General features: G+C 46.5%; 15 protein-coding genes. 11 read left to right on the forward strand and 4 right to left on the reverse strand.

The window, feature by feature from the left end; translation table 11 throughout:
* Position 1: 1 nt before the first annotated feature.
* Complete coding sequence (locus Q0135_RS01765) at positions 2-649, reverse strand: outer membrane protein assembly factor BamD (protein ID WP_295152470.1); 648 nt, start codon at positions 647-649, stop codon at positions 2-4.
* 252 nt (positions 650-901) lie between these two features.
* On the opposite strand from Q0135_RS01765, the gene Q0135_RS01770 reads away from it, so the two are divergent.
* The 8 genes from Q0135_RS01770 (at position 902) to Q0135_RS01805 (ending at position 14,245) form a co-directional block, all read left to right on the forward strand.
* Positions 902-1,648, forward strand: coding sequence for a type II secretion system protein (locus Q0135_RS01770; RefSeq protein ID WP_297960986.1), 747 nt, complete (start codon positions 902-904; stop codon positions 1,646-1,648).
* 12 nt (positions 1,649-1,660) lie between these two features.
* Complete coding sequence (locus Q0135_RS01775) at positions 1,661-2,734, forward strand: type II secretion system protein (protein ID WP_297987769.1); 1,074 nt, start codon at positions 1,661-1,663, stop codon at positions 2,732-2,734.
* Positions 2,734-3,267 (forward strand): hypothetical protein, encoded by a 534-nt coding sequence (locus Q0135_RS01780; protein WP_297987771.1) that lies wholly within the window; start codon positions 2,734-2,736, stop codon positions 3,265-3,267. The genes Q0135_RS01775 and Q0135_RS01780 overlap by 1 nt, the downstream gene beginning before the upstream one ends.
* A 15-nt stretch (positions 3,268-3,282) precedes the next feature.
* A complete protein-coding gene (raiA, locus tag Q0135_RS01785) occupies positions 3,283-3,825 on the forward strand; it encodes a ribosome-associated translation inhibitor RaiA (RefSeq protein WP_177388896.1) in 543 nt (180 codons plus the stop codon).
* Between the two features lie 2,137 nt (positions 3,826-5,962).
* Positions 5,963-10,519 (forward strand): hypothetical protein, encoded by a 4,557-nt coding sequence (locus Q0135_RS01790; protein WP_297987774.1) that lies wholly within the window; start codon positions 5,963-5,965, stop codon positions 10,517-10,519.
* Between the two features lie 655 nt (positions 10,520-11,174).
* On the forward strand, positions 11,175-12,971 hold the full coding sequence (gene lepA, locus Q0135_RS01795) for a translation elongation factor 4 (RefSeq protein ID WP_297987776.1): 1,797 nt from the start codon (positions 11,175-11,177) through the stop codon (positions 12,969-12,971).
* A gap of 577 nt (positions 12,972-13,548) precedes the next feature.
* On the forward strand, positions 13,549-13,680 hold the full coding sequence (locus Q0135_RS01800) for a hypothetical protein (RefSeq protein WP_297987778.1): 132 nt from the start codon (positions 13,549-13,551) through the stop codon (positions 13,678-13,680).
* Positions 13,670-14,245 carry a DUF6882 domain-containing protein gene (locus tag Q0135_RS01805; RefSeq protein ID WP_297987780.1) on the forward strand — a complete coding sequence of 192 codons (576 nt, stop codon included), beginning with the start codon at positions 13,670-13,672 and terminating at the stop codon, positions 14,243-14,245. The genes Q0135_RS01800 and Q0135_RS01805 overlap by 11 nt, the downstream gene beginning before the upstream one ends.
* A gap of 215 nt (positions 14,246-14,460) precedes the next feature.
* Here Q0135_RS01805 and Q0135_RS01810 read toward each other — a convergent pair whose 3' ends face one another.
* The 3 genes from Q0135_RS01810 to Q0135_RS01820 form a co-directional block, all read right to left on the reverse strand.
* Positions 14,461-15,204, reverse strand: coding sequence for a hypothetical protein (locus tag Q0135_RS01810; RefSeq protein ID WP_297987782.1), 744 nt, complete (start codon positions 15,202-15,204; stop codon positions 14,461-14,463).
* Positions 15,205-16,048: 844 nt separating this feature from the next.
* Complete coding sequence (locus Q0135_RS01815) at positions 16,049-16,978, reverse strand: ribose-phosphate pyrophosphokinase (protein WP_005873085.1); 930 nt, start codon at positions 16,976-16,978, stop codon at positions 16,049-16,051.
* Between the two features lie 728 nt (positions 16,979-17,706).
* Positions 17,707-19,785, reverse strand: a complete 2,079-nt coding sequence (locus Q0135_RS01820) for a DNA polymerase III subunit gamma/tau (RefSeq protein WP_297987784.1) — start codon at positions 19,783-19,785, stop codon at positions 17,707-17,709.
* A 92-nt stretch (positions 19,786-19,877) separates the two neighbouring features.
* Between Q0135_RS01820 and Q0135_RS01825 the strand changes: the two genes are divergently transcribed.
* The 3 genes from Q0135_RS01825 to Q0135_RS01835 form a co-directional block, all read left to right on the forward strand.
* Complete coding sequence (locus tag Q0135_RS01825) at positions 19,878-20,426, forward strand: YajG family lipoprotein (protein ID WP_297987785.1); 549 nt, start codon at positions 19,878-19,880, stop codon at positions 20,424-20,426.
* Complete coding sequence (locus Q0135_RS01830; protein ID WP_297987787.1) at positions 20,427-21,044, forward strand: ComF family protein; 618 nt, start codon at positions 20,427-20,429, stop codon at positions 21,042-21,044.
* A gap of 50 nt (positions 21,045-21,094) precedes the next feature.
* Positions 21,095-21,869, forward strand: a 775-nt coding sequence (locus Q0135_RS01835; RefSeq protein WP_297987788.1) for a DNA gyrase subunit A, incomplete at its 3' end; no start/stop codon positions are given.

Here is a 21,869-nt window from a genome sequence, read left to right on the forward strand (position 1 = left end):
CCTACTCAAAAATCGCGCGGTACCAAGGCGAGCGCGGTTTGATGACGTCGGTACCGTTTAGCGGGGATTCTTCGATGCGCTGCTCGTAAATTTTGGCAGAACTTTCGCGATCGGTGCGCTGGTAAAGATCCTTGATGTCGATATTTAGCTGATGCTCTGCAAGCCTGAGCTTCGTTAGCATCGTCTCAAGTAGCGGACGATACTCGCTCTGCGGGTATTCAGCTATAAATTTTCGAATTTCGTCTATGCTGTTTAGCATTAGCTTTTGGTTGCGATTTGGGCGGCTAAAGGAATCGAAATTTGCTCTAATTTTTAGAAATCTTGCGTATTCGATCTTTTGCGTCGTGCCGTAGAGGCGGATATATTCGTCTAGGTATTTGTTTGCTTTCTCGTAGTTTTCATCCTCCACAAAAGCCCACGCCATAATGAGTGTCATCTCCTCAAGCAGCGGAGAGGCGATATGCTCGCTAGAAAAGCTAGTGTAGTGCTTCTCGGCATCCTCCATGCTGGCGTTATTGATATCTTCTAAAATTTTAGAATACCATGCCTCGGGGCTTAGATTAAAAAGCTCGCCGTCGCCTTTGCCGCTGCAGCCGCCGATAAACGCGATAAATAGGAGAGCGGATAGAATTTTACTTAGATTTGTCATAAAAAATCCTTGGAATTTATTTAGCTCGTAATTTTATAGTCTTTGAGTAAATGCAAGCTTAAATTCCGCATTCAAATTTAAAAATGAAATTTCTTTAAAATTTTTGTGCGTTCGGGCTTAAAAATCTTTGTAAATCGAAAAAATTTACGCGATAAATTCTAAATTTAAGTTTAACAATAGTATAATTAGCGCCGATAACGCAGAGTAAGTTTGCGTTTCCGTAATTTCAAAATTTTAAAGAAAGGATGTAAGATGAAAAAAGGTTTTACTCTAATTGAGCTGATCTTTACCATCGTGATTTTAGCGATCACTACGATGGCGATCCCGCGCATCGTCGCGCAAACCACCGAGCTAAACGCCCTCGCGATCAAAGAGGAGCTCGTATATAACGCCAAAGCTTTAATGTCTCGCGTATCTAAGGCGCAATGGGATAGTGCGTATGCTAATGATGCTACATGCGGAGGCGATGCGAGCTGCATGGATAGAATTTTGACCGTAACTCCAGGCGTAGATGATTCGGGCAATAGTACCAAGGAAGTTAGACCGGGGATTTTACCGGAAGCTAGTCAGCGTGGAATCAGCTCCCAAACTCCGGCTACAAAAAAGCAATTTGGTAGAAATGGAATTTCGGTTGGTGGAGGTCGTTATAACGATATTGACGACTACGACCAGTTCACGACCGATATAAGAGTCGGTGATCTGGTAGGCTCTAGCAGCAAGGGTGACTTCATTCTAAATACTAGGATTAATATAGATGTGGATTATGTAGCAGAGCCTTTTACTGCTGCGCAGTATGCTACCGGTACCGATATAAGTGGTGTTCTTAGTGATCAGCCATCCAATGGCGCTGTTACCAATATCAAGATGGTTAGGGTTGCTGCTACGGATCTCAACGATGCTGTAGCGAGAGACGGTGCTGCTAAATCAGTCGTTTTAAAAGCGTTTTTATCTAATATCGGCGTCGGCGTCCAGACAACCGTTACTAGACGATATAACTGACAGGAGCGCGAGATGAAAAAAGGTTTTACCCTTATAGAGCTAGTGTTTGTTATCGTAGTGCTAGGTATCATCTCGATGTTTGGTGCCGATCTATACACGAAGATCTACAAATCCTACGTACATGTGCGCGCAGTAAACCAACTGGAAGCCAGAACGCAAAATGCGATGATGCTAATCACAAACCGCTTGGAGGATAGAATAAAAAGCTCTACCATAGGCAGGGAGCTTAGCTCAAATGAGTTTGTACCGATTAGTGATCTTACTGATCCGAAATACGACATACTAGAATGGATCGGTCAAAGCGTAGAGACGAGAAATATAAATAAGAGAACTCCAGGTTGGAGTGGTTTCATGTCAATGTCTCAGCTTCGAGATGACAAATGGAAAGCAGGTATAGAAGATGCTGGCTATATTGGGAATACGAGAGCTGAATTTAATATGGTCTCCTTGGGTAGCGATTTTCCGCAAGTAGCTAGGATAGTTCAGAACTTAAGGGCTACCGCGTATAATACTCCGTCTAATAACACCCAAGTTGCCGTTATTTTTAGGGTCGTTACTAACGATGCCTCCCCTACTAGCGTAGGTATAGGCTTCGGCTACGATAGAGCGGTTCAAGCAAACGGTAGCAATCGCGTGTTGATCGCCGTAGGTACTCCTAGTGCTGCGGGTAGCGGTAATATGGAAGGCGAAACTATCAGGATAAATCAGTATCCGCTCAATCCAAATAACGATAACTCACAGGAATTCTCCGAGCAGTATTATATAGCTCATAGTGCCTACGCGATCGTTCCAGATTTAGGGGGTAGGGATAGTATTGTATATATGAGAGATAATGCTGGTAATGTATTAAGTAAAAATTTTGATTTGGTTTTAAAATATAATTATCGTCCATGGAGCACTGTTGCAAACGATGCGAACTCATACAATGTTGCTAGCAGCGCGTTACTAGCCGAGGACGTGAGCTTGTTTAGGTTCAAGGACGATAACGGCGCTGTTGCGCTTAAACTATGTATGAGAGACGACGGCAGAAATTTCGATCCTGCAGAGCTGGATCTGAACGTTTGTAAAGCACAGGTGGTGTACTAATGAAAACTATGCGAAAAGGCTTTGCTCTAGTAGCGGCCATATTTTTTATCATCATTGTAGCGACTACCGCGATTACGGCGCTATCTATCGCGTCTATGACGGCTCGCGATGTCAATAATATCCAAGGCAGAGAGCAGGCGCTACTGCTAGCTCAAAGTGCTACGGAGCTGGCAGTCCTTGCTATGCAAAAGCATCAGTATCTAACTACTGAGCTTAAGAGTACCGGTGCCACGGCTGCAACCAATCCTACGTTAAATCAAATCACGCTAGAGTATCCGTCAAATGATCCAGCTCAAAAGATGTTTGATATCACCGTGACATTCGGATATTTCGATAGACAGCTGGGTGCGCCCGGCAATCATACCGTCGCTTATAGTAATTTTGGGCAAGGCTCGTCCGAAACACTTGCAAATGGTAGTGTAGGTAGAATTCTAAGCCATGCTGCGCTTGTAGACGTGGTAGTAAAATCCAACGTAGCGGTTATGGGGAGGCCGCAGATTACATATCATAGGCGCACTATTCAAAAACCATAAAGCAAAGGAGAGACGATGAATTTAAATATCGTAGGTAAGCAGTTTGAGCTAACGGAAGCTATTAAAAATTATGTCGAAAACGCATTTGAGACGCTAGAAAAATATAATCTCGACATCATCTCGGGGCGTTGTGTAATTTCTGCCGACGAGAAGCAAGGCAAAAAGGGCTTTGTGGTGGATTTCTCACTAAATTTAGCGCATCAAGACACTATCGTCGTACGCCAAAAAGATAAGGATCTCTATGCTGCCGTCGATCTCATCGTAGAGCGCGCCTCAAAAGTGCTTCGCAGATACCACGATAAGGTAAATTCTCACAAAAATCGCGACGAAATGAAACAAAACGCCGTAGATAATGCGGTCGGTGCCAATAAGCCAAATTTAAACGATGAAGTTGATGAGATCGTCCCTACCGAGCTGGATCTATATAAGCCGCTAGAGATCGATGAGGCGCTAAATAAGCTTAAAGAAAGTACCGATCAGTTCTTGGTCTTTAACGATATGGACGCTAAAATGCGTGTACTTTACAAGCGTAAAGACGGTAAATTCGGCCTGTTTTAGCTAAATTTCATATTCGGGTATTTGAAATTTCAAGCGCTCGAGTTCTGATGAAATTCGGATCGAGTGCTTTTTTAAATCGTCTCTGTTATAACATAGCGCCGATGAACTTTGGAAAAATAGCTGGTCATGTTTTTGCAAAGTCCAAATTGCGATGTTTTTAATTCGCTGCACTAGGAATTTTTACAGAGTAATACCGCCCGATTTTTAGTTGTGACAAGCCTTGTTGCGAGAATTATCTACGAGCAGTGAAGCCGTAAAGCGAATGTGGGTTGAAGTTGCGTGAGCAAAAAATCGCGCTCAACTCGCCGTAAGCGAGCCGGCTTTTCGTAGCGGATGTAAAATTTATTTCAACATCAAATCGTAACAGAGCTTTTGAATTTTAAAATTTGCTGAAATTTTTGATAAATTTCCGCATTTTTTATATTTTATGAAATTTTTTCATCGTTAAGTTTTCATCGCGTTGTCGTTATTTGCCGTCCCATTTGAAATAAATTAAATTTTAATTATAAATCTTTCAAATTGCACTGTAATTTAAGCAAAAAAAATGTAAAATAATAGTCAAAAATTATGTTATTGACCGGAGGGTAGTATCATGAAAGTTAAGAGTTTTAGCTTTGCGCCTCTTTTGGCGCTGTTCGTTTGTTGTTTGACAAACGCGTTTGCAGATGATAGCAGGTCGAACGTGAAGATAAATCCTGCTACCCCAATAAGCAACGAGTATCGTGACGATGGCGTGCTGGACGGAAAGATAGGCAGAAGTGGTTGGACTTGGAACGGAAATGAGGGTTTGTATAATTTCACCACTATAAAAAACTTTCCGTCTGACGAATTAAACCAAAAGCCGATAGTTAGATTCGGCGGTGCGGGCACATACGTCTTTGGAGACTACGCCGTGACTGGAAAGCCGGTGATTAAATTAAGCTGGCCTTCTGCTTTAGGCCGTGATTACATGTGGGGAGCAAAAGGCACATACATTAAAGATGACGGCGACGGACAGTTTTATTTGAATAGTTCAAAAGCTGTTTTGAGGCTTCCTAAGGGCGTGACTAAAGACGATATAGTCTATGCGAGACTTTATTGGCAGGGAAATATATTCAGCACGACTGATTTTGACAGCAAAGCAGAATACAACAGCAAAGACGGAAAAAAATTGACCGGTTTTGCTGAGGGGTATACACGGGTGAAATTTAAAATGAAAAGCTCGAAAGGTAAAGCTAGCATAATAAAAGATGTTTATAGAGATAGATGCGAAGGAACGGCTGCTTGGAACTTTTTGGCAGAATCTCGCAAGCCCTTACGTTTGCGTTTAAAATATGGCTGCACTAAAGATATTACCGATCTAGTCAAGCAATATTTTAAAGATTATTCCGACAGCATTGAATTTACTGTAGGAAACGTAAAAACGAGTGATGGTGAGGATCAAAGCGGTGCAGATTTTACCAATGGAGAGTTCAACAGCGTTCGTCTTGGGCCGTACGGCGGATGGGGAATAATCGTAGTATATGATAAAACCGCCCCGTCCAGAAGGGCTTTGCTAGATAATTTACAATCTAACGATAGCGTAACGGGTCAAAAAATGACTTATAAAGAGGCCGTAGAATATAAAAATAAATATTTTAAACCAAAAAACGTAACTATTTACGGCGATTATTTTGTCCTCACCCCTTGGGATAAGGGATATACGCCTATAAACATTAACGCTACCATCAATGGATTTTATACACCTAGAAGTGGGTCCGTAAGTGCAAAGCTAGGGTTTTTAGGGTTTGGTGGCGAGAGAAAAATGACCTCCGACGAGTATTTTAAAGTTCAACACAAAGGAACCGCACAAATGGATTCGCTATACGGATCCGGTGTGGTTAATCAACGGTTAGCTAACGATCGCGCTAATATATACGACGGCTCTGTCGCTTTACTTATAAATGATAACGGCACCTATAAGTATAGCTATCCATACGGCACTGGTTATTTAGGTGGATTTGATCTGGACGAATTCGATATCGGTTCAAAGATGAAGAATGCGCAATCTAGTCTAAACATCTCTTTGGGTGCGGCGTATGAAGATCTCAACGGAGGTCAAGCCGATCAAAACTTCATAAGTATGATTGCTATTTCCGCCGATTTGTATGTCCCTCAAATGTGCTATCAGTATGAAGTCTATAACGCCTCTAACTGGGTTAAATTCTTTGATAATGATGGTAACCGAAGAAGCGAAGAGGATGTAAAAAAACTACATGAACCTCCTGAGCAGATCAAAAACCCGGTAGTTGCGGGTGAAAATATCTATTATAGAATGAAATTTGAAAATAGATTGAATGGCGGCGATAGCGAAGATGCAGCAGGTGCGGTAGTATCGATCGACTTTGGTCAAGCCGGCGCTACCTATACCAAAGATAGCGCTACTATAAATAACGAGCTAGTCGTAAATGATCCTATCACTACCACTACAAATACCATACCTGCAGCGGCAGCCGATGAACTAGTCTATTTACGCGATGGTCAAAAGGGTGCATACGAGACTATGAAAGACGTCATAAAAGGTGGCACTCCAAACGTTACGAAGGCTATTTATAAAGATAGGCAGTTTACTGCGCTTGACGGTAATATATTGAAATTTTATATAGGTCAAGGCGCGGGAGACTTAACTCCTTCTTCAACACCGGGCGGTAGTCCTGTACTTGTAGGCGGATTAATGCAGCCAGGTAAAGCGGCATACGGTGAGTTTAATGCTACCGTAAATACGGGTGCAACCATATTGCAGGCTCCTGCCGTGACACTAAGTTATAAGATGAGCTTAGATATAGGCGGCGGTCAGCGAGTCTTCATAGAGATGGATAGCGCTTCCGAGCTTGAATTATGCGACGCGACAAAGGTTTCTAAAAGCGTTAATATTCTACCTTTAAGCGGTTTGCAGGTAGTCAATAAGAATTTTAGTAAAAATGACGACGATGATAGACTATATACTCAAGTCTCCGATAAGCCTTTCGATGCGAAACTCATCTTTAGACCGGATTATGAGAGCCAATTTTGTAAGAAGTATAAGGATGATACCGGTAAATGCGAGGAATACATCGACGCAGCCGCAAATTCTCCTTACTTCAAAAAAGATCCGAATACCGGCAAGCTAGTATATATCGGTAGTGAGGCTAGAAAGCTTGAGAAATTCGACTTGAGCGGTAAATTGTATTTATCCGTTGTCAGGGCGAGAAATGCCGCTACTACCTCGGATAAAGTTGCCGATAGCGATAAGGGGAATAGCGCAGTTTACTCATGTCTATCCGTAACCGATTCCTTAAAAATTCCGTTTAAGATGAAGGACAAAACCGATTACACTATCGATAAGGAAGTGGATTTTAAAGGAAAAAGTATTTTAGAGCTAAACGATATAGAGATAGGAGATGCGTATCAGGGTCTTACATTTATGCTTAGCTATCGTCCGGATAATCAAGTTGCCTCAGGATCCGATTTAGATCAGTATATAAAAAACAAAGATTTAAATAACAGCGATCCTAAGGCTTATTATTCGGAGCTCAAGAAATGGGAGCTTAAAAAGCGATATGGATATTGCGAGACAGGTGAGAATTTTAGCTGGTGCAACACAAAACTAACTGCGGAGCAAAAGAAGGACATTTGGGAGAATAAAATACAACCAGAGTTGCAGAAGCTTGAAGATAATATAAAGGCTGCTAAAGATGAGTTCGGAATTCAAATGTCAAAAGACGGCTCGTTCCACATATGCGGTAGCGATAACTTCGTGCTTCGCCCTGCATATTTTAATGTAGATACAGAAGCGCTGAAGAATTCGGGCAAGTATAGCAAGATCGTAGACACTACCGCTAGCGGTGATATAACTAAAAAGGGTGATGGCTCCAGCGTACTTAATCCTAGTAATCTGCGCGTAGGTGGTGATTATACACAAAATGCAGATATCTTGGCTCATGTAATATCGGCCAGAAGCTATAGCGGCAACTACGTACCTAACTACACAGCAGAAATCGGTGGCGATCTTGGCAATCAACGCTATCATCTACGTAAAAGCTATGGCGCGGATTCTGATGATACTCAAGATATATCAACCAAGATTCGCGGTATTCAAACCTACTTGCGTCCGTTTATATCTAATGAATGCGCGGCTAATGTCTCTACTCAATCCTATTATGTAGATAGAAAGAATGCTTCCACTACATTAAAACGTGGCGTTAAAGAAGATAGTTGTTATGGTGGTACCGCAGTGGAATATTCCGGTGCTAAATACAATGCCGAAACAGGCAAATATGAGATTGATCCGGAAGCTATCAAAAAAGGCTCTTTTGGCAAGAGTGATGATGTCTCGTGCGTATTAAATGGCACAAGCTCGAAATTCGACGCAGCATTTAGAAGAGTATGGGATAAAAACGCTATAAGCTTATGGGCAAATTTTAACGCTAGGAATATCGTAGAAGCAGGAGGCGTTGCGAAATTTGATAGCAAAGGTCATGTTCAAGGTGCATATCTGATGACCCAGTCTAGAAAAAATCCTGAGGCAAAAGATAAAAGCTATGCCGTCATCTATACCGAAACCATAGGCAAAGATGCCGATAAAATTTTTAATTACTATAATGTCGGCGATGTACTCGTAAATATCTATGATAATTCGTGGACGGATGCTTATTCCGATCAGACATACTCTAAGAAGTGGAAGAGCGCTAAATGTATTATCAATTCATCTAGCAATACTCCTAATGCTAAAGGTATGGTAGGCTGCGACGTAGGTATGAGGCTTGCTGCTAACAAAGATAAAGCGACAAATGATAATATCGTATTACGCTACCGACCGGATCGTATCAGAGTATCTCTCACAAGCCTTGATAACGGCGTAACAAGCGGCGTAGGTGATAATAATATCACGGGCGGGGTATCTGCGTATACATATTTCAATGCTCCGGATATTGAGAATAATGTAGTAATATATGGTAGTGATAACTCTACGCAAAATTTAGCGGTGACGCATCAGATAAGTCAGCTAGCCAAGCTTAAGGTCAATGCCGTAGCATATCTATCCGACAAGGTCTATAAAGATGTCATCGCTACGCTTTATGACGGGTATAAACAAGATGTTGGCGGCACTCCTCAAGCCGTGTGCGGATTTTCAAGCGATCTTGATTTTGCGCTAAATTTCGGATTTGATTGTGCTAACAATAATGCCGACGGACGTTGCTCCACAGCTACCGCTAGGAGAACTGGCGGAGATACAAATTATGTACCGTATCCCGATAGGGCTAATGTTATCTACAATATTCCTGGCGGTACGCAGTTTTTTGCTAGCAATTCTAACGAGTGTCTAGGCGCTACGGGATATGATAGTAGATGCTATAAATATAACGTAAGAACTCTAAGTACCACTATAACCGGTGGAAGAAGAGACTGGAATGAGGCCGCTTCCGCCGGTGATGCGGGCTACGGTATGCCTATACCTCTTAGTATCGCCCTTAATTACTATTCAGATGCTACCCTAAGAGGTGGACTTATCAATAGGCCGCAAGGCGGTACGGGAATCAGGTATGACTCGAAGTCGGATCAATTTAGAATTTTGGCGCAAGGATTTAGAGAGGGGCAAACTCCTGACTCGACTGTATATTTCAACTTCGATAGAATGCATAAAACCCCTAGCACGCCGGTGCTCATCTACGCTAGTGACTTTGATGTCAGAGATGCGAAGAAGGGCGATCTTAAAACCTATGGAAAGTTTTGGCCGTCTAAGTTCGATAGCTCATATAATGCTATCTCGGATACTAACTCCGAGGATTATAATGAAGACAATATAAAGATATCAAAGGAGGATTTTGATACATTTATCACTAGAAAAGTTGAAGATACGACGGGAGTTAAAAAAGCAAAAATGAGCGTTGCAAATAAAGCTGATTATATAGCCGCTGCTAATTCCAATAGTAAGACCTATGCAACAGGTACGACCGTTACGGATTTTAGTGACAATATAGGTACTTATGCACTATTCGTCTACGGTACGTCGTATGATAAGAGCCTAGGATCCAGAGTCTATCAGGCTACTACCAGAACCGGGGTAACCGTGCCTATTTATGCGCAGATTTATTGCGGTAGAACCGATAGGTGCGCGAATATGCCTGCTCCTAGCGCAGAACTTGCTTATGAAGCCCCTAACTCGAATATATTTACCGTGCTAGCGGCTCAGGATCCTAGCTTGACCGATTTTACGAAGTTCGTAGTAAATACTAGGGCTACTCTAAATAATATAGGCGCAGAGTTTGTGAGTGCCTATACCAGCTTTACGCCTGCTAGCGTGAGCGTTCGTAGAGGCAATGTAGTAAGTGACGGTAAAGAGGATATAGATATTAGTGCTACCGCACCGGGTCAAGCTACTATACGTATCGTCACTAATCCATGGCTTATCCATACGCCTGCCGGAAATCAGAGAACTATGTTTACGGTAGCGGGTGGAGCCTATTCTAGCCAGTACTCGGGCGTACCGCAGTACTTTAATCCTCTTATTGTAAACGTAAGGGCTGCTAACCCTACGGTTTGGGGCGGAGAAGGTCAAGTCAAGTCTGGTACGGAAGATGATGTAGGATCGTTTGCCGGTGGTAGCACGTCAGATAATAGTACTAGTGATACTTCTACGAAGAAGCTAGATACGGGAGATGTCCGCGATATCTACAACCAAAAGACCGATTGGTAGTATTTGCGTTAAGCTCGTAACATAAAGGCTAGCCTTCAGGCTAGCCTTTTTTTATGGGCCGAATTTCGGTTTTATTGGCGACAGATTTTTTAAAATTATGCTTTGCAAATTTTACTTGAAAATTCTATGAGATAGAATTTTGTGAAATTTTAAATTGCGAAATTTCACTGCGAAACTTGGCGGTAAATTTTACTTACTAAGATTTGCGCGTCGTAATGATATATAATTTTACGCACTAATTTCAATTGGTAGAATTCCAAAGCAAAATTTTGCAGTTAAATTTTACCGTACGAAATTCTCGATTGTTAGCATGGCAAGCTTTGCATGGCACGATCGCGTAAAATTTGCCGGAAAATTTCATCACTCAGAATTTTTCTACCCCCAAACATAGCTGCAGAATTCTGTTTCGTAAAATTCCGCATTCCAACCCTCATCCTAAAATTATATCGCGGCAAAACGCACCGCCGATAAAACTTAAAATTCTATTGCTCAAAGCCGCCCGCATTCCCCCTTATACTTCAAAATTTTATTTCGTAAAATTTCAATCCGCCTAGATCTGTCGTATAAAATCGCTTCATAAATTCCACTGCTCATTTACCCGTTTTTAAATGAAATTTCGGCACAATGCGGCTTAAAATTTCATTAGGAAAGCCATTTGAAAACAAAAAATATCAGAAATTTCAGCATCATCGCCCATATCGACCACGGCAAATCCACGCTCGCAGACCGCCTAATCAGCGAATGCAACGCCGTCGAGGCGCGCCAGATGAGCAGTCAGATCATGGATACGATGGATATCGAAAAGGAGCGCGGCATCACGATCAAGGCGCAGTCCGTGCGGCTCGAGTACGAGCTTGGCGGCGAGAAATACGTTTTAAATTTGATCGATACCCCGGGCCATGTGGATTTTAGCTACGAGGTATCGCGCTCACTGGCTAGCTGCGAGGGGGCGATCCTCGTCGTGGATGCGAGCCAGGGCGTACAGGCGCAGACCATCGCAAACGTCTATATCGCACTACAGCACAACCTCGAGATCATCCCCGTGCTCAATAAAATCGATCTGCCCGCCGCCGATCCGCAGCGCGTAAAAGAGGAGATCGAGCACGTCATCGGGCTTGATTGCAGCAGCGCGATCGAGGTCAGCGCCAAGACGGGCGCGGGCATCAAGGAGCTTTTAGAAGCGATAATTACTCGCATCCCCGCGCCCAAAACGGACGACGCCGCGCCGCTTAAGGCGCTCATCTACGACAGCTGGTTCGATAACTACCTAGGCGCGCTCGCGCTTGCGAGGCTCTACGACGGCGTGCTGAAAAAGGGCGACGAGGTTTATATCATGGGTAGCGATAACCGCCACGAGGTGCTCGATCTGATGTATCCCAACCCGCTCGCGCCCGCCAAAACCCGCGAGCTTAGCAGCGGCGAAGTGGGCATCGTAGTAATGGGTCTAAAAAACGTCGCCGACGTGCAGGTGGGTGATACGATCACGCTTTTTAAAAAACGCGCCGCCGAGCCCGTGGGCGGCTTTGAGAAGGCCAAGCCCTTCGTGTTTGCGGGCATCTATCCCGTGCAGACCGATAAATTTGAAGATCTGCGCGACGCTTTGGATAAGCTTAGCCTAAACGACAGCTCGCTTAGCTACGAGCCTGAAACGTCGCTCGCGCTAGGATTCGGCTTTCGCGTCGGGTTTTTGGGGCTACTGCATATGGAGGTCGTCAAGGAGCGGCTCGAGCGCGAGTTTGATCTCGATCTCATCGCCACGGCGCCGACCGTCACATACGCCGTGTATCTCACGGACGGCTCGTGCGTGCGGATACACAGCCCCAGCGAGCTTCCCGCGCCAAATTTCATCGAGCGCATCGAGGAGCCCTACGTCAGGGCGACCATCATCACCCCGAGTGAGTTTTTGGGCAATCTCATCAGCCTTTTAAATTTGCGCCGCGGCATCCAAACCAAGATGGACTACATCACGCCGGAGCGCGTCCTGCTCGAATACGACGTGCCCACAAACGAGATCATAATGGACTTTTACGACAAGCTCAAGTCCTGCACCAAGGGCTATGCGAGCTTTGATTACGAGCCGATAGATTACAGGCGCGGCGATCTCGTAAAGCTCGACATCCGCGTCGCGGGCGAAGCGGTCGATGCGCTCTCGATCATCGTACCCGCCTCAAAGGCCGAATCCAAGGGGCGAGACCTCGTCAAAGCGATGAAGGAGATCGTGCCGCGGCAGCTTTTTGAGGTCGCGATCCAAGCAAGCATCGGCAACAAGATCATCGCGCGCGAAAACGTCCGCGCCATGGGCAAAAACGTGACCGCCAAGTGCTACGGCGGCGACATCACGCGCAAGCGCAAGCTGCTCGAAAAGCAAAAAGAGGGCAAGAAGCGCATGAAGGCGATCGGCAGGGTAAATTTGCCGAGCGAGGCATTTTTGAGCGTGCTAAAGATTGATTAAATTTTATGTTTGAGCGGGTGATCTAAATTTCATCTTTTGCCGCGCTGTCGTAAAATTTGCTTTTAAATTTTAACGATCGCTCGGGCGTTTAAATTTAGCAGCTCGCCGTTAGGCTAAAATTTCGTCTTTCAATTTCACGATCTTAAGAGGCGATTTAAATTTTATGACTGCATGGCGTTTAAACTCTATCGCTCGTGCTCAAGCTGATACATTCGCTGTTGCGCGCCCATTTTGTGCCGCTTTAAGCTCTAACGCTCGCTGCTCGGTCGTAAAATTTCGCTTTTAAATTAGGCTAAAATTTCGCCTTTCAAATTTAACGATCCCCGAGCGGTTTAAATTTTATGTCCGCCAGCCGATCATTGCGGTCGCGCCCGCAGCTCGGCTACAAAATTTTATTCCAGCGACGCTCTGCTATAAATTTTACCAGCTGCGGTTTTGTAAATTTGATTAAATTTTACTGCGCGCCGCATGCAATTTCCATAGCGCGAGCTTTTATAGCAAAACGGCGTATAAGAGGGCGCGTCGATAAATTCAGCAAAAGTGCTAAATTTATCGGCGCGAGATCAAAGGAGTAAAAATGAAATTTTTAGACCGCTTGGGCGTGGATAGGAGCAGCTTTATTGATCTGTTTTCGGCGTGTTTGGGTTGCGGCGCAAGAGGCGGGTTCGAAGCTGATCGTAAAGGGCAGGCGCCGCTCTGTGGATTTTGAGCGCGGCGAGATCAGTTTCGGCGATGATGCGCCGCGCGCCATCTGGTATATCGGTAGCGAAGCGAGCAGCAGCCGCACGTGGCTGTGGGGATACGAAAACATAAACCGCCTTGATGAGTGGCTGCTCACCCTTGCGCGAGATGTGCGCGACTTCGGCTTGCGGCACGGGCTAGCCGCGCTTAGCACGCCTAAGCTCGCACTAAGCGCGGAGATAAACGGCCACGCTCTAAGCGCAATTGCGTGCGGATTATCGCAGGAACCGGTATGTTACTACCGCTGTCCGCACGCAGGCGGAGCGGTGTTTGTGGCGTTTGCGGCGGGCGAGTGCGTGAGCTCCGATGGCACGATCAAGCTCAGCATGGATGCAAACGAGCTTATCTCTTTAGCGCGCGATTACATAGGCGCATTTCAGTTAAATTACGCCGTTTTTATTAAGGCGCTTTTACTTAGAAACGGCACGAAATTTAGCGAAGCGGCGGACAAGATCGTAGCAAATTTTAAAAATGACGCAGTTTTTTCGTTTGATAATTTGGGGCGGCTAAGCGAGGTGAAGTTCGCCGTATAGAGCTGCAAATCTCGCGCCGTGCATTCTGGGGCTTTAAAATTTACGCCGTGAAATTCTGCTTCGTAAATTTTATATCTTAAAATTTTCAGCCTTAGAATTTTGCTCGGTAAAATTTAGACTGCGAAACTCCGTCGCGTGAAATTTTGTCTTAAATTTTTACGCCGTAAAATTCCGCTACAGGGTCTGCGTCTGAGCCTTTAAATTTTAAATCAAAATCAGCCGCCGTCGATGTCGAAGTCAAGATGCTCTTTGAAATAAGCGCGCAGTCTGCGGCGGTCGTTGCGGCCGGGCGTGATCGCAAACCACAGCACGCGGTCGTTTAGATCCTTGCCGCGGATCAGCACGGTGTCGCGCAGCAAGATGTCGTGAAAGTCGCCGTTTAGCCGCCACGACGAGAGCGCCTTGGCGAAGAAAAAGATCGCGACGCTCGCTATCAGCATCACGAATGCCATGCCTACGCGCTCGCTCATGGCGATACCGACTAGCCACAGCACGATTATAGACGCATACGCAAAGTTCAGAAACTTCTCGTATTTTACGTAGCGGGAGTGGCTAAGCGCCGTGTAGTTCGTGCAGGTGCGCAAAAAGCCCGGCGTGAGCCTAACGTAGTCGATATTAAAGAGCAGGATTTCGCTCTTGCCCGCACCCGAGACGAAGGTGATCGCGTGGTCGCTAAATTTAAACAGCCCGCCGCCGTCGCGCCCCTGATACCAAGCTACGCCCGCGATCAAAAGCCCCAAAATCCCGCCTCCGCCGCGACCGCGACCGTTTCCTAAAAAAATTTTATCTAAATCAAGCCGGGCCGACACGCCGTAAAAAAATATAAAGACCATCATCGCAATGACGAAGATCACGATGAAGGAGTTGTCGTTTTTGACGCTAAATCCGCCTGCACTCGCGGTTCGTGCGCCGCGGCTGCGAAGGGCGGCTTTGTAGTCTTTGGTGCTAAAAGTAGGCATCAGCTTCCTTTCTTTCGGGCTTGCGAAACTCTTTTGTGCTTTCAAAGCCCATTTAAAACGGTGAAATTTTATAAAATTTCAGATCAAATTCGGATTAAATTTCAAATTTGAAGAGGCTTTAAAATTTAAGCGGGTTCCAAATTTAAAGGATTTAAAATTTAGCCGCCGAACTTAATATCACAATAAAGCACTACAGAGGCTTTGCGGGTGAAGCTACTCCGTTAAGAGCGGCGAACGCTTTGGAAGTACGGCATTTTGAGTTTTGCAATGCTCTAAAATATAAAGGAATTTCAGTGCTAAATTTAAATGCACCGGCAGGCGAATGCTTGCCAGTGCGGGCTGCTGATTTTGCGGCGAAATTTAAAACACGGCTTTACAAGATTTAGCGGATGCGAGTTTCGCGGAAGCGCAGCCGCGCGGACAGATGGCGAATGTGTGGCAATTATCATAAATTTAAAATGCGGGGCGCTGCGCGATCTCACCAAATATATGGAAAATTTTACGGCAAATTTAAAACGCAGTCTCGCGTAATTTAATATGGCGGATTAAAATGCGGCTTGCAGCGGTTAGTGCGGTAAATTTACTCTGTGGTTGCAGTTAAAATTTCCGCCGCGCGGAGTAAATGTCGCGCAGAGCTAAATTCGCCGCGTAGAAGCTAAATTTCGCGTCGCAGTTAAATTCACAATAGTCAAATCGCAGCGAGCTAAAACGCTATAAATTTAGAGCTCGCCGCCGTAAACGCTTGACTTGCGGCTGAGCCGCGATCTTTTATTATAAGATGCCTATTGTTCGCATTCCTGCGGCTGGTTAAAACAAACCGCACAACGCTTTAAATTTTAAAATTTTATTTAAATAAGCTGTTTACGCTCTCGTCGTGATATACGCGCCTGATAACCTCGCCGAAAAGCGGAGCGACGCTGATTACCTTGATGCGGTCGCTCTCCTGCTTTAGCGGGATTGTGTCGGTCACGACGAGGCCGTCTAGCGCGCCGCTTTCGATGCGCTCGTATGCCGGGCCGCTCAGCACGGCGTGCGTACAAAACGCGCTGACGCTCTTCGCGCCCTGTTCCTTAAACGCGCCCGCGGCCTTGACGATGGTGCCCGCGGTGTCGATCATATCGTCGATTAGGATCACGTCCTTGCCCGCGACGTCGCCGATGATGTTCATCACCTCGCTTTTGTTCGCCTCCTCGCGGCGCTTATCGACGATCACCAGATCGAGCGAGAGCTTTTTAGCGAAGCTTCTGGCGCGCGCGACGCCGCCAACGTCGGGGCTGGCGATGATCGGATTTTTTAAATTTTTCTCTTTCAGATAATCCAAAAATATCAGCGAGCCGTAGAGGTTATCGACAGGCACGTCGAAAAAGCCCTGTATCTGCCCCGCGTGCAGATCCATCGTGACGACGCGGTCGATGCCTGCCGTCTGCATCATATTTGCCACGAGCTTCGCGCTGATCGGCACACGCGGGGCCGCCTTGCGGTCTTGGCGAGCGTAGCCGAAGTAGGGCACGACCGCCGTGATCGAGTTCGCGCTGGAGCGCTTCAGCGCGTCTGTTAGGATCAAAAGCTCCATCAGATTGGAGTTTGCGGGCGCGCATGTGGGCTGGATGACGAAGACGTCCTTACCGCGCACGCTCTCGCCGATCTGGACGCTGATTTCGCCGTCGCTGAAGGTTTTGATCGCGCATTCGCTAAGCGGTAGCGAGAGATATTTGGAGATTTTTTTGGCAAATTCGGGATTTGCGGTGCCGGAGAAAATTTTATATCCGCGCATTTTGATGACCTTTGGATTGAAATTTGCTCGAATTCTACACCAAAAGCGCTAAATTTTAGCTAATTCGCCCGCCGCGCTCGCGTAAAATTCATAAGCGTGCATCGCGAACCGCAGCCAGTTTGCGAGATAAATTTTTAAAATTTCAGGGCGCCTCGGTTCGCCGCGGTCTTACTAAGGTGAAATTTGGCTTTGGATTGTAGCCGATACGCGCGCAGGTCATCGTAGCCCGCTTTTGTGCCAGTAGCTGCGCGGATGTGGCTAAAACCGTATCGCAGAGGGCGGGGTGCCGGTTAGCGCGGAATTTTATATTTGCGATACAGACGAGCAGAATTTTATCTTTTAAAGCTGCGGAGATTATGCGTAAATTTAGATTTGAGCCTGTGCGGGACGACTGCGCGAATGCTTCGGCGCGCTAAGTTTAGACTGCCGCGGCGTATAAATTTTAGATTTCTTAAGCGGTTAAATTTAAAATGCGCTTTGCTTTGACGAAAATTTAAAGCTCGCTTTGACGATCAAATTTAAAAGTTCGCTATCTAGAGCTTGATTGTGCGCTGCGAAATTTTAAAATTTATCGTGCGAGCTCCATTCACCGTGTAAATTTAGATACTGCCTTTGCCGCTTCAATTTTAAAATCGTGCAGGTTTGCTTCGTAGCGTAAATTTCGGAATCGTTTTTTGAGCGCTTAAATTTTAAAATCGCACAGAGGTGAATTTAATCCGCAGCAAGCGTTATTCTGTGATTTTGGTGGGCTCGCCGAAGAGTCTATTCATCTCGGAGATCAAAATTTCCTTGCCGTCCTGCGCGCCGTTTGCGAGCTCGGCGAGGCCTGCTTTGGCGGCGCGCACGCTCTTGCTCGTATCGCGGGGCTTTGCGGCGTAGTTTTGCGGATCGGTGGATCTTAGCAGATCGTCTTTGGGCGGCTGTTTTTCGCCCTCGCCGCTAGCGCCGTTTTTTTGCGGTTTTGCCGCTTTTGGCGCGGAATTTTCTTCGGAATTTTCGCCGCCGCTTGAAATTTCATTTTGCTCGGAGTTTGCGGTCTTGCTTGCGCCCGAGTCGGAATTTTGCGCGCCGCTCGAGTTTTCAAGCGGTTTTGTCGCACTGCCTGTCCCGTCTTTTGCTTTATCATTCGCTGTGCTATCTACGTTACTAGAGGCGGAATTTTCTGCGCTGTTTTGTGCAGAATTTTCCTGCTTCTGCGGCGCGCCCTGCTCGATCTTGATGGCCGCGCTCTCGCCGAAAAGCGATTTTAGCACGCTATTTATCGCTCGCGAGCCCTTGCGCAGGTACTCTCTGTCCTGCCCCTGCGCGCGCGAGAGCAGATACAGCGTGCCGCGCTCAAATTTTAAAAATTCCACGCACTTGCTAAATTTCTCGCCCAGATCGTAATCGCGGTCGTAAATTTTGGCTAGAAAATTCTCGTAAATTTCATTTTGAGCGCCCGTTTTGGCGGATGGGCTAGAATTTTTAGTCTGCGCGTCGCTGCCTGCGTTTGGTTTTATTTCGTCGCTCGCGTCAGTGCTTTGTTTTGCCGCACCGAAGTTTTGCACAGGGCTTGCGGGACGTTTCGCGCTCGCAGTAAAGCTCGGCACTTCGCTTGTAGCGCTACCCTGGTCGCTCGGTGCAAAAGCCGCGCCGTCCGGCTCGCTGTTTGGCACAAAAGTCGCGCTTTGGTTGAAATTTGACCTAAAATTCGGCGCAGAGTTTTGCGCGTTTAAATTAGGCGCCGAAGCGGAAGGATAGCCCTCGCCTTGATCCAGGGATCTGCCGACCTCGATCAGCTCGTCGATCTCGCGCAGATTGACCGCCTCCATCATCATAAAAATCATCATAGAAATCGCGTAGGTGTTGTCGGGGCTGATGGCGAGCATGCTCTTAGCGCCCGCTAAAATGCGGAAAAACCGCTCATACATCAGCAGGCTAAATTTCGCGTCGCGGCGCAGGAATTTATCTTTTAAATTTGCGATCATCTCGTCGATTATCGTCTCGGCGTTGTAGTTTTCGACCTCTTTGATGATCTCGATCGCGCCCGCACGGTCTTGGCGCAGCACTACGTCTAAAATTTCGCCAATTTTGGCGGGATCGAGCAAGCCTAACATATCGGCGATCGCACGCTCGGTGATACCTTCGCGGCTAAAGATAATCGCCTGATCGAGGAGCGTGAGCGTGTCTCGTAGCGAGCCCGAGCCGCTGCGCGCTAGAATTTCGAGCGCGCCCTCTTCGTAAGCGATGTTTTCGGTTTTTAAAATTTGCTCTAGATGCGCTACGACGGCGCTTTTGGCGATCGGCTTAAAGCGAAAGTGCTGCGTGCGCGATAGCACCGTGACGGGAAGCTTGAGCGGATCGGTGGTCGCAAGGATAAATTTTACGTAGCTAGGCGGCTCCTCAAGCGTCTTTAAAAGCGCGTTGGAGGCCTCTTTGGTGAGCATATGCACCTCGTCGATGATGAAAATTTTAAAGCGCGCGCTTGCGGGATGATACTTCGTCTGCTCGATGAGCTCGCGGATATCGTCGATCTTGCGGTGGCTGGCGGCGTCCATCTCGATGATGTCGATGTGGCGCCCCTCGTTTGCCATTACGCAGTTATCGCAGATCTCGCACGGCTTGCCGGTAGGGCCTTCGTCGCATAAAAGCGCTTTGGCAAAAATCCTAGCCGTCGAGGTTTTGCCGCTGCCGCGAAGTCCGCTGAAAAGATATGCGTGGCTCAGCCTGCCCGAATCCAGCGCGTGCGCGAGGCTTTTGGCGACGGCGTCTTGACCGATGAGCTGCTCGAAGCTTTTGGGTCTGTATTTTAAAGCGAGTGCTTGCAAAATTTCTCCTTTGATCTTGCAATGATACAAAAAAATCTATAAATTTTAAATTTAGTGCTACAATGCGCCCGAATTTCAGAAAAAGGATCGAAATGAAAAAATTTTTACTCGGCGTCTTTGCGCTATTTTTTGTCGCCTGCTCGCAAACCAGCAGCGTCATCAGCCTAAATCCGTATCTTTCTAAGGCCGATCAGACCGTAAGCGGCAAGTCGGTAAATATCAACGCGATCAACGATCAGCGCGAAAATCAGATGGTAATCGCCGTTATAAACGACAACGACGGCAAACTCGTCGATGAAGTGCTTTTAAAAAACAATCTCTCGGCGTGGTTCGATAAGGCTTTGCGCGCGGAGCTTGAGGCTCGCGGCGTAAAGATCGATCCGGCAAGCCCGAATATCGTAACCGTAAATATTAGAAGCATCTCGGCAGCGATCAACGGCTACTCGAAAGAAAATATGAGCGCAAGAGGCGAGGTTGCGATCTCTATCGTACAGGGCAACAAAACTACGACCAAGCGCGTTTCGCAGGATCAGAGCCAATTTACCGCGCTTCGCACGGCTAGATCGCTTAATCCTTTTGTGCAAAGCTTGCTTGGCGACATCGTCAAAAAATCCGCCGATCAAATCATCTCTACGCTTTAGATGCGCTGCGTAAATTGCGGCGCGTTTAGCCTGCGCACGATCTGCGCCGCCTGCGCCGCAAATTTAGCCGAATGCCGCCTAAGTATGCGGCAGGTGGAGGGCTTTAGCGTGTTTTACTACTACGGCTACTCCGAAATTCGAGAGCTTATACTTTCTAAACACCACGAATACGGCGCTGCGGTGCTTGCGCGCATAGCCTCTTTAAGCTTAGCGAAATTCCCGCTTCATCTGCAGCGCGAAATTTCTGCAAATCCGCAAAATTACGAAGCGTTTAAAACGGGCGGGATTTTTAAATTTAACGCCGTGCCGCTGGATGATGACGCTCGCAGCGGCTATTCGCACACGGCGATCTTAGCTCGCGCGCTAAAAAGCGAGCTTGTGGGGCCAAAATTTCACTGCCTGCGTGCGCAAAACCGCGTCAAATACACCGGACAGAGTTTGGAATTTCGCCTAAAACACAAGCGAAATTTTAAAATTTTAACACCGCCGAAATTCCCCGTGATCCTAGTAGATGACATCATCACCTCGGGTCTTAGCATGCTGCAAGCGCGCGAGAGCTTGATCGATGGTGGCTTTATGCCCGTGTGCGGCTTGGTTTTAGCTAATGCAAAAGAATAATTCGCTATAATCGCGCTTTAAAATTTAAAAGGATATTTATGCAATCAAATATGTTTGAAAATCAGGAGATTATCGATATCGACGTCGAGGAATCGATCAAGACGAGTTATCTTGATTACTCGATGAGCGTTATCATCGGTCGTGCACTACCGGACGCTAGAGACGGCCTAAAGCCGGTGCATAGGCGAATTTTATATGCTATGAACGATCTTGGCGTGGGCTCTCGCCAGCCATATAAAAAATCTGCTCGTATCGTAGGCGACGTCATCGGTAAATACCATCCGCACGGCGATATCGCCGTTTACGATGCGCTCGTGCGAATGGCGCAGAGCTTTTCGATGAGAATCCCTTCCGTCGACGGTCAAGGTAACTTCGGATCGATCGACGGCGACGGAGCGGCGGCGATGAGGTACACCGAAGCGCGTATGACGCCGCTAGCCGAGGAGCTTTTAAAAGACCTGGATAAAGAGACGGTCGATTTTGTACCTAACTATGACGAGAGCCTAAACGAGCCCGATGTCTTGCCTGCGCGCGTGCCAAATTTGCTGCTTAACGGCTCGAGCGGAATCGCCGTTGGAATGGCGACGAATATCCCGCCGCACAGCCTAGATGAGCTTGTGGGCGGTCTTTTGATACTGCTTGAGAATAAAAACGCAAGCCTAGAGGAGATCATGGGCGAGATCAAGGGTCCCGATTTTCCGACCGGCGGCATCATCTACGGCAAAAAGGGGATCATCGAGGCGTATAAAACGGGCAGAGGGCGCGTTAAAATTCGCGCTAAAACCCATATCGAAAAAAAGGCTAGTAAAGACGTCATCGTAATCG

Origin of the sequence: uncultured Campylobacter sp. (genome assembly GCF_937981295.1) — a bacterium.
Classification (GTDB): Bacteria; Campylobacterota; Campylobacteria; order Campylobacterales; family Campylobacteraceae; genus Campylobacter_B.

Coding starts and splice junctions, on each gene's coding strand:
- Q0135_RS01765 (WP_295152470.1), bottom strand. CDS start 649: ATGACAAATCTAAGTAAAATTCTATCCGCTCTCCTATTTATCGCGTTT.
- Q0135_RS01770 (WP_297960986.1), top strand. CDS start 902: ATGAAAAAAGGTTTTACTCTAATTGAGCTGATCTTTACCATCGTGATT.
- Q0135_RS01775 (WP_297987769.1), top strand. CDS start 1,661: ATGAAAAAAGGTTTTACCCTTATAGAGCTAGTGTTTGTTATCGTAGTG.
- Q0135_RS01780 (WP_297987771.1), top strand. CDS start 2,734: ATGAAAACTATGCGAAAAGGCTTTGCTCTAGTAGCGGCCATATTTTTT.
- raiA (WP_177388896.1), top strand. CDS start 3,283: ATGAATTTAAATATCGTAGGTAAGCAGTTTGAGCTAACGGAAGCTATT.
- Q0135_RS01790 (WP_297987774.1), top strand. CDS start 5,963: ATGTGCTATCAGTATGAAGTCTATAACGCCTCTAACTGGGTTAAATTC.
- Q0135_RS01800 (WP_297987778.1), top strand. CDS start 13,549: ATGAAATTTTTAGACCGCTTGGGCGTGGATAGGAGCAGCTTTATTGAT.
- Q0135_RS01810 (WP_297987782.1), bottom strand. CDS start 15,204: ATGCCTACTTTTAGCACCAAAGACTACAAAGCCGCCCTTCGCAGCCGC.
- Q0135_RS01815 (WP_005873085.1), bottom strand. CDS start 16,978: ATGCGCGGATATAAAATTTTCTCCGGCACCGCAAATCCCGAATTTGCC.
- Q0135_RS01825 (WP_297987785.1), top strand. CDS start 19,878: ATGAAAAAATTTTTACTCGGCGTCTTTGCGCTATTTTTTGTCGCCTGC.
- Q0135_RS01830 (WP_297987787.1), top strand. CDS start 20,427: ATGCGCTGCGTAAATTGCGGCGCGTTTAGCCTGCGCACGATCTGCGCC.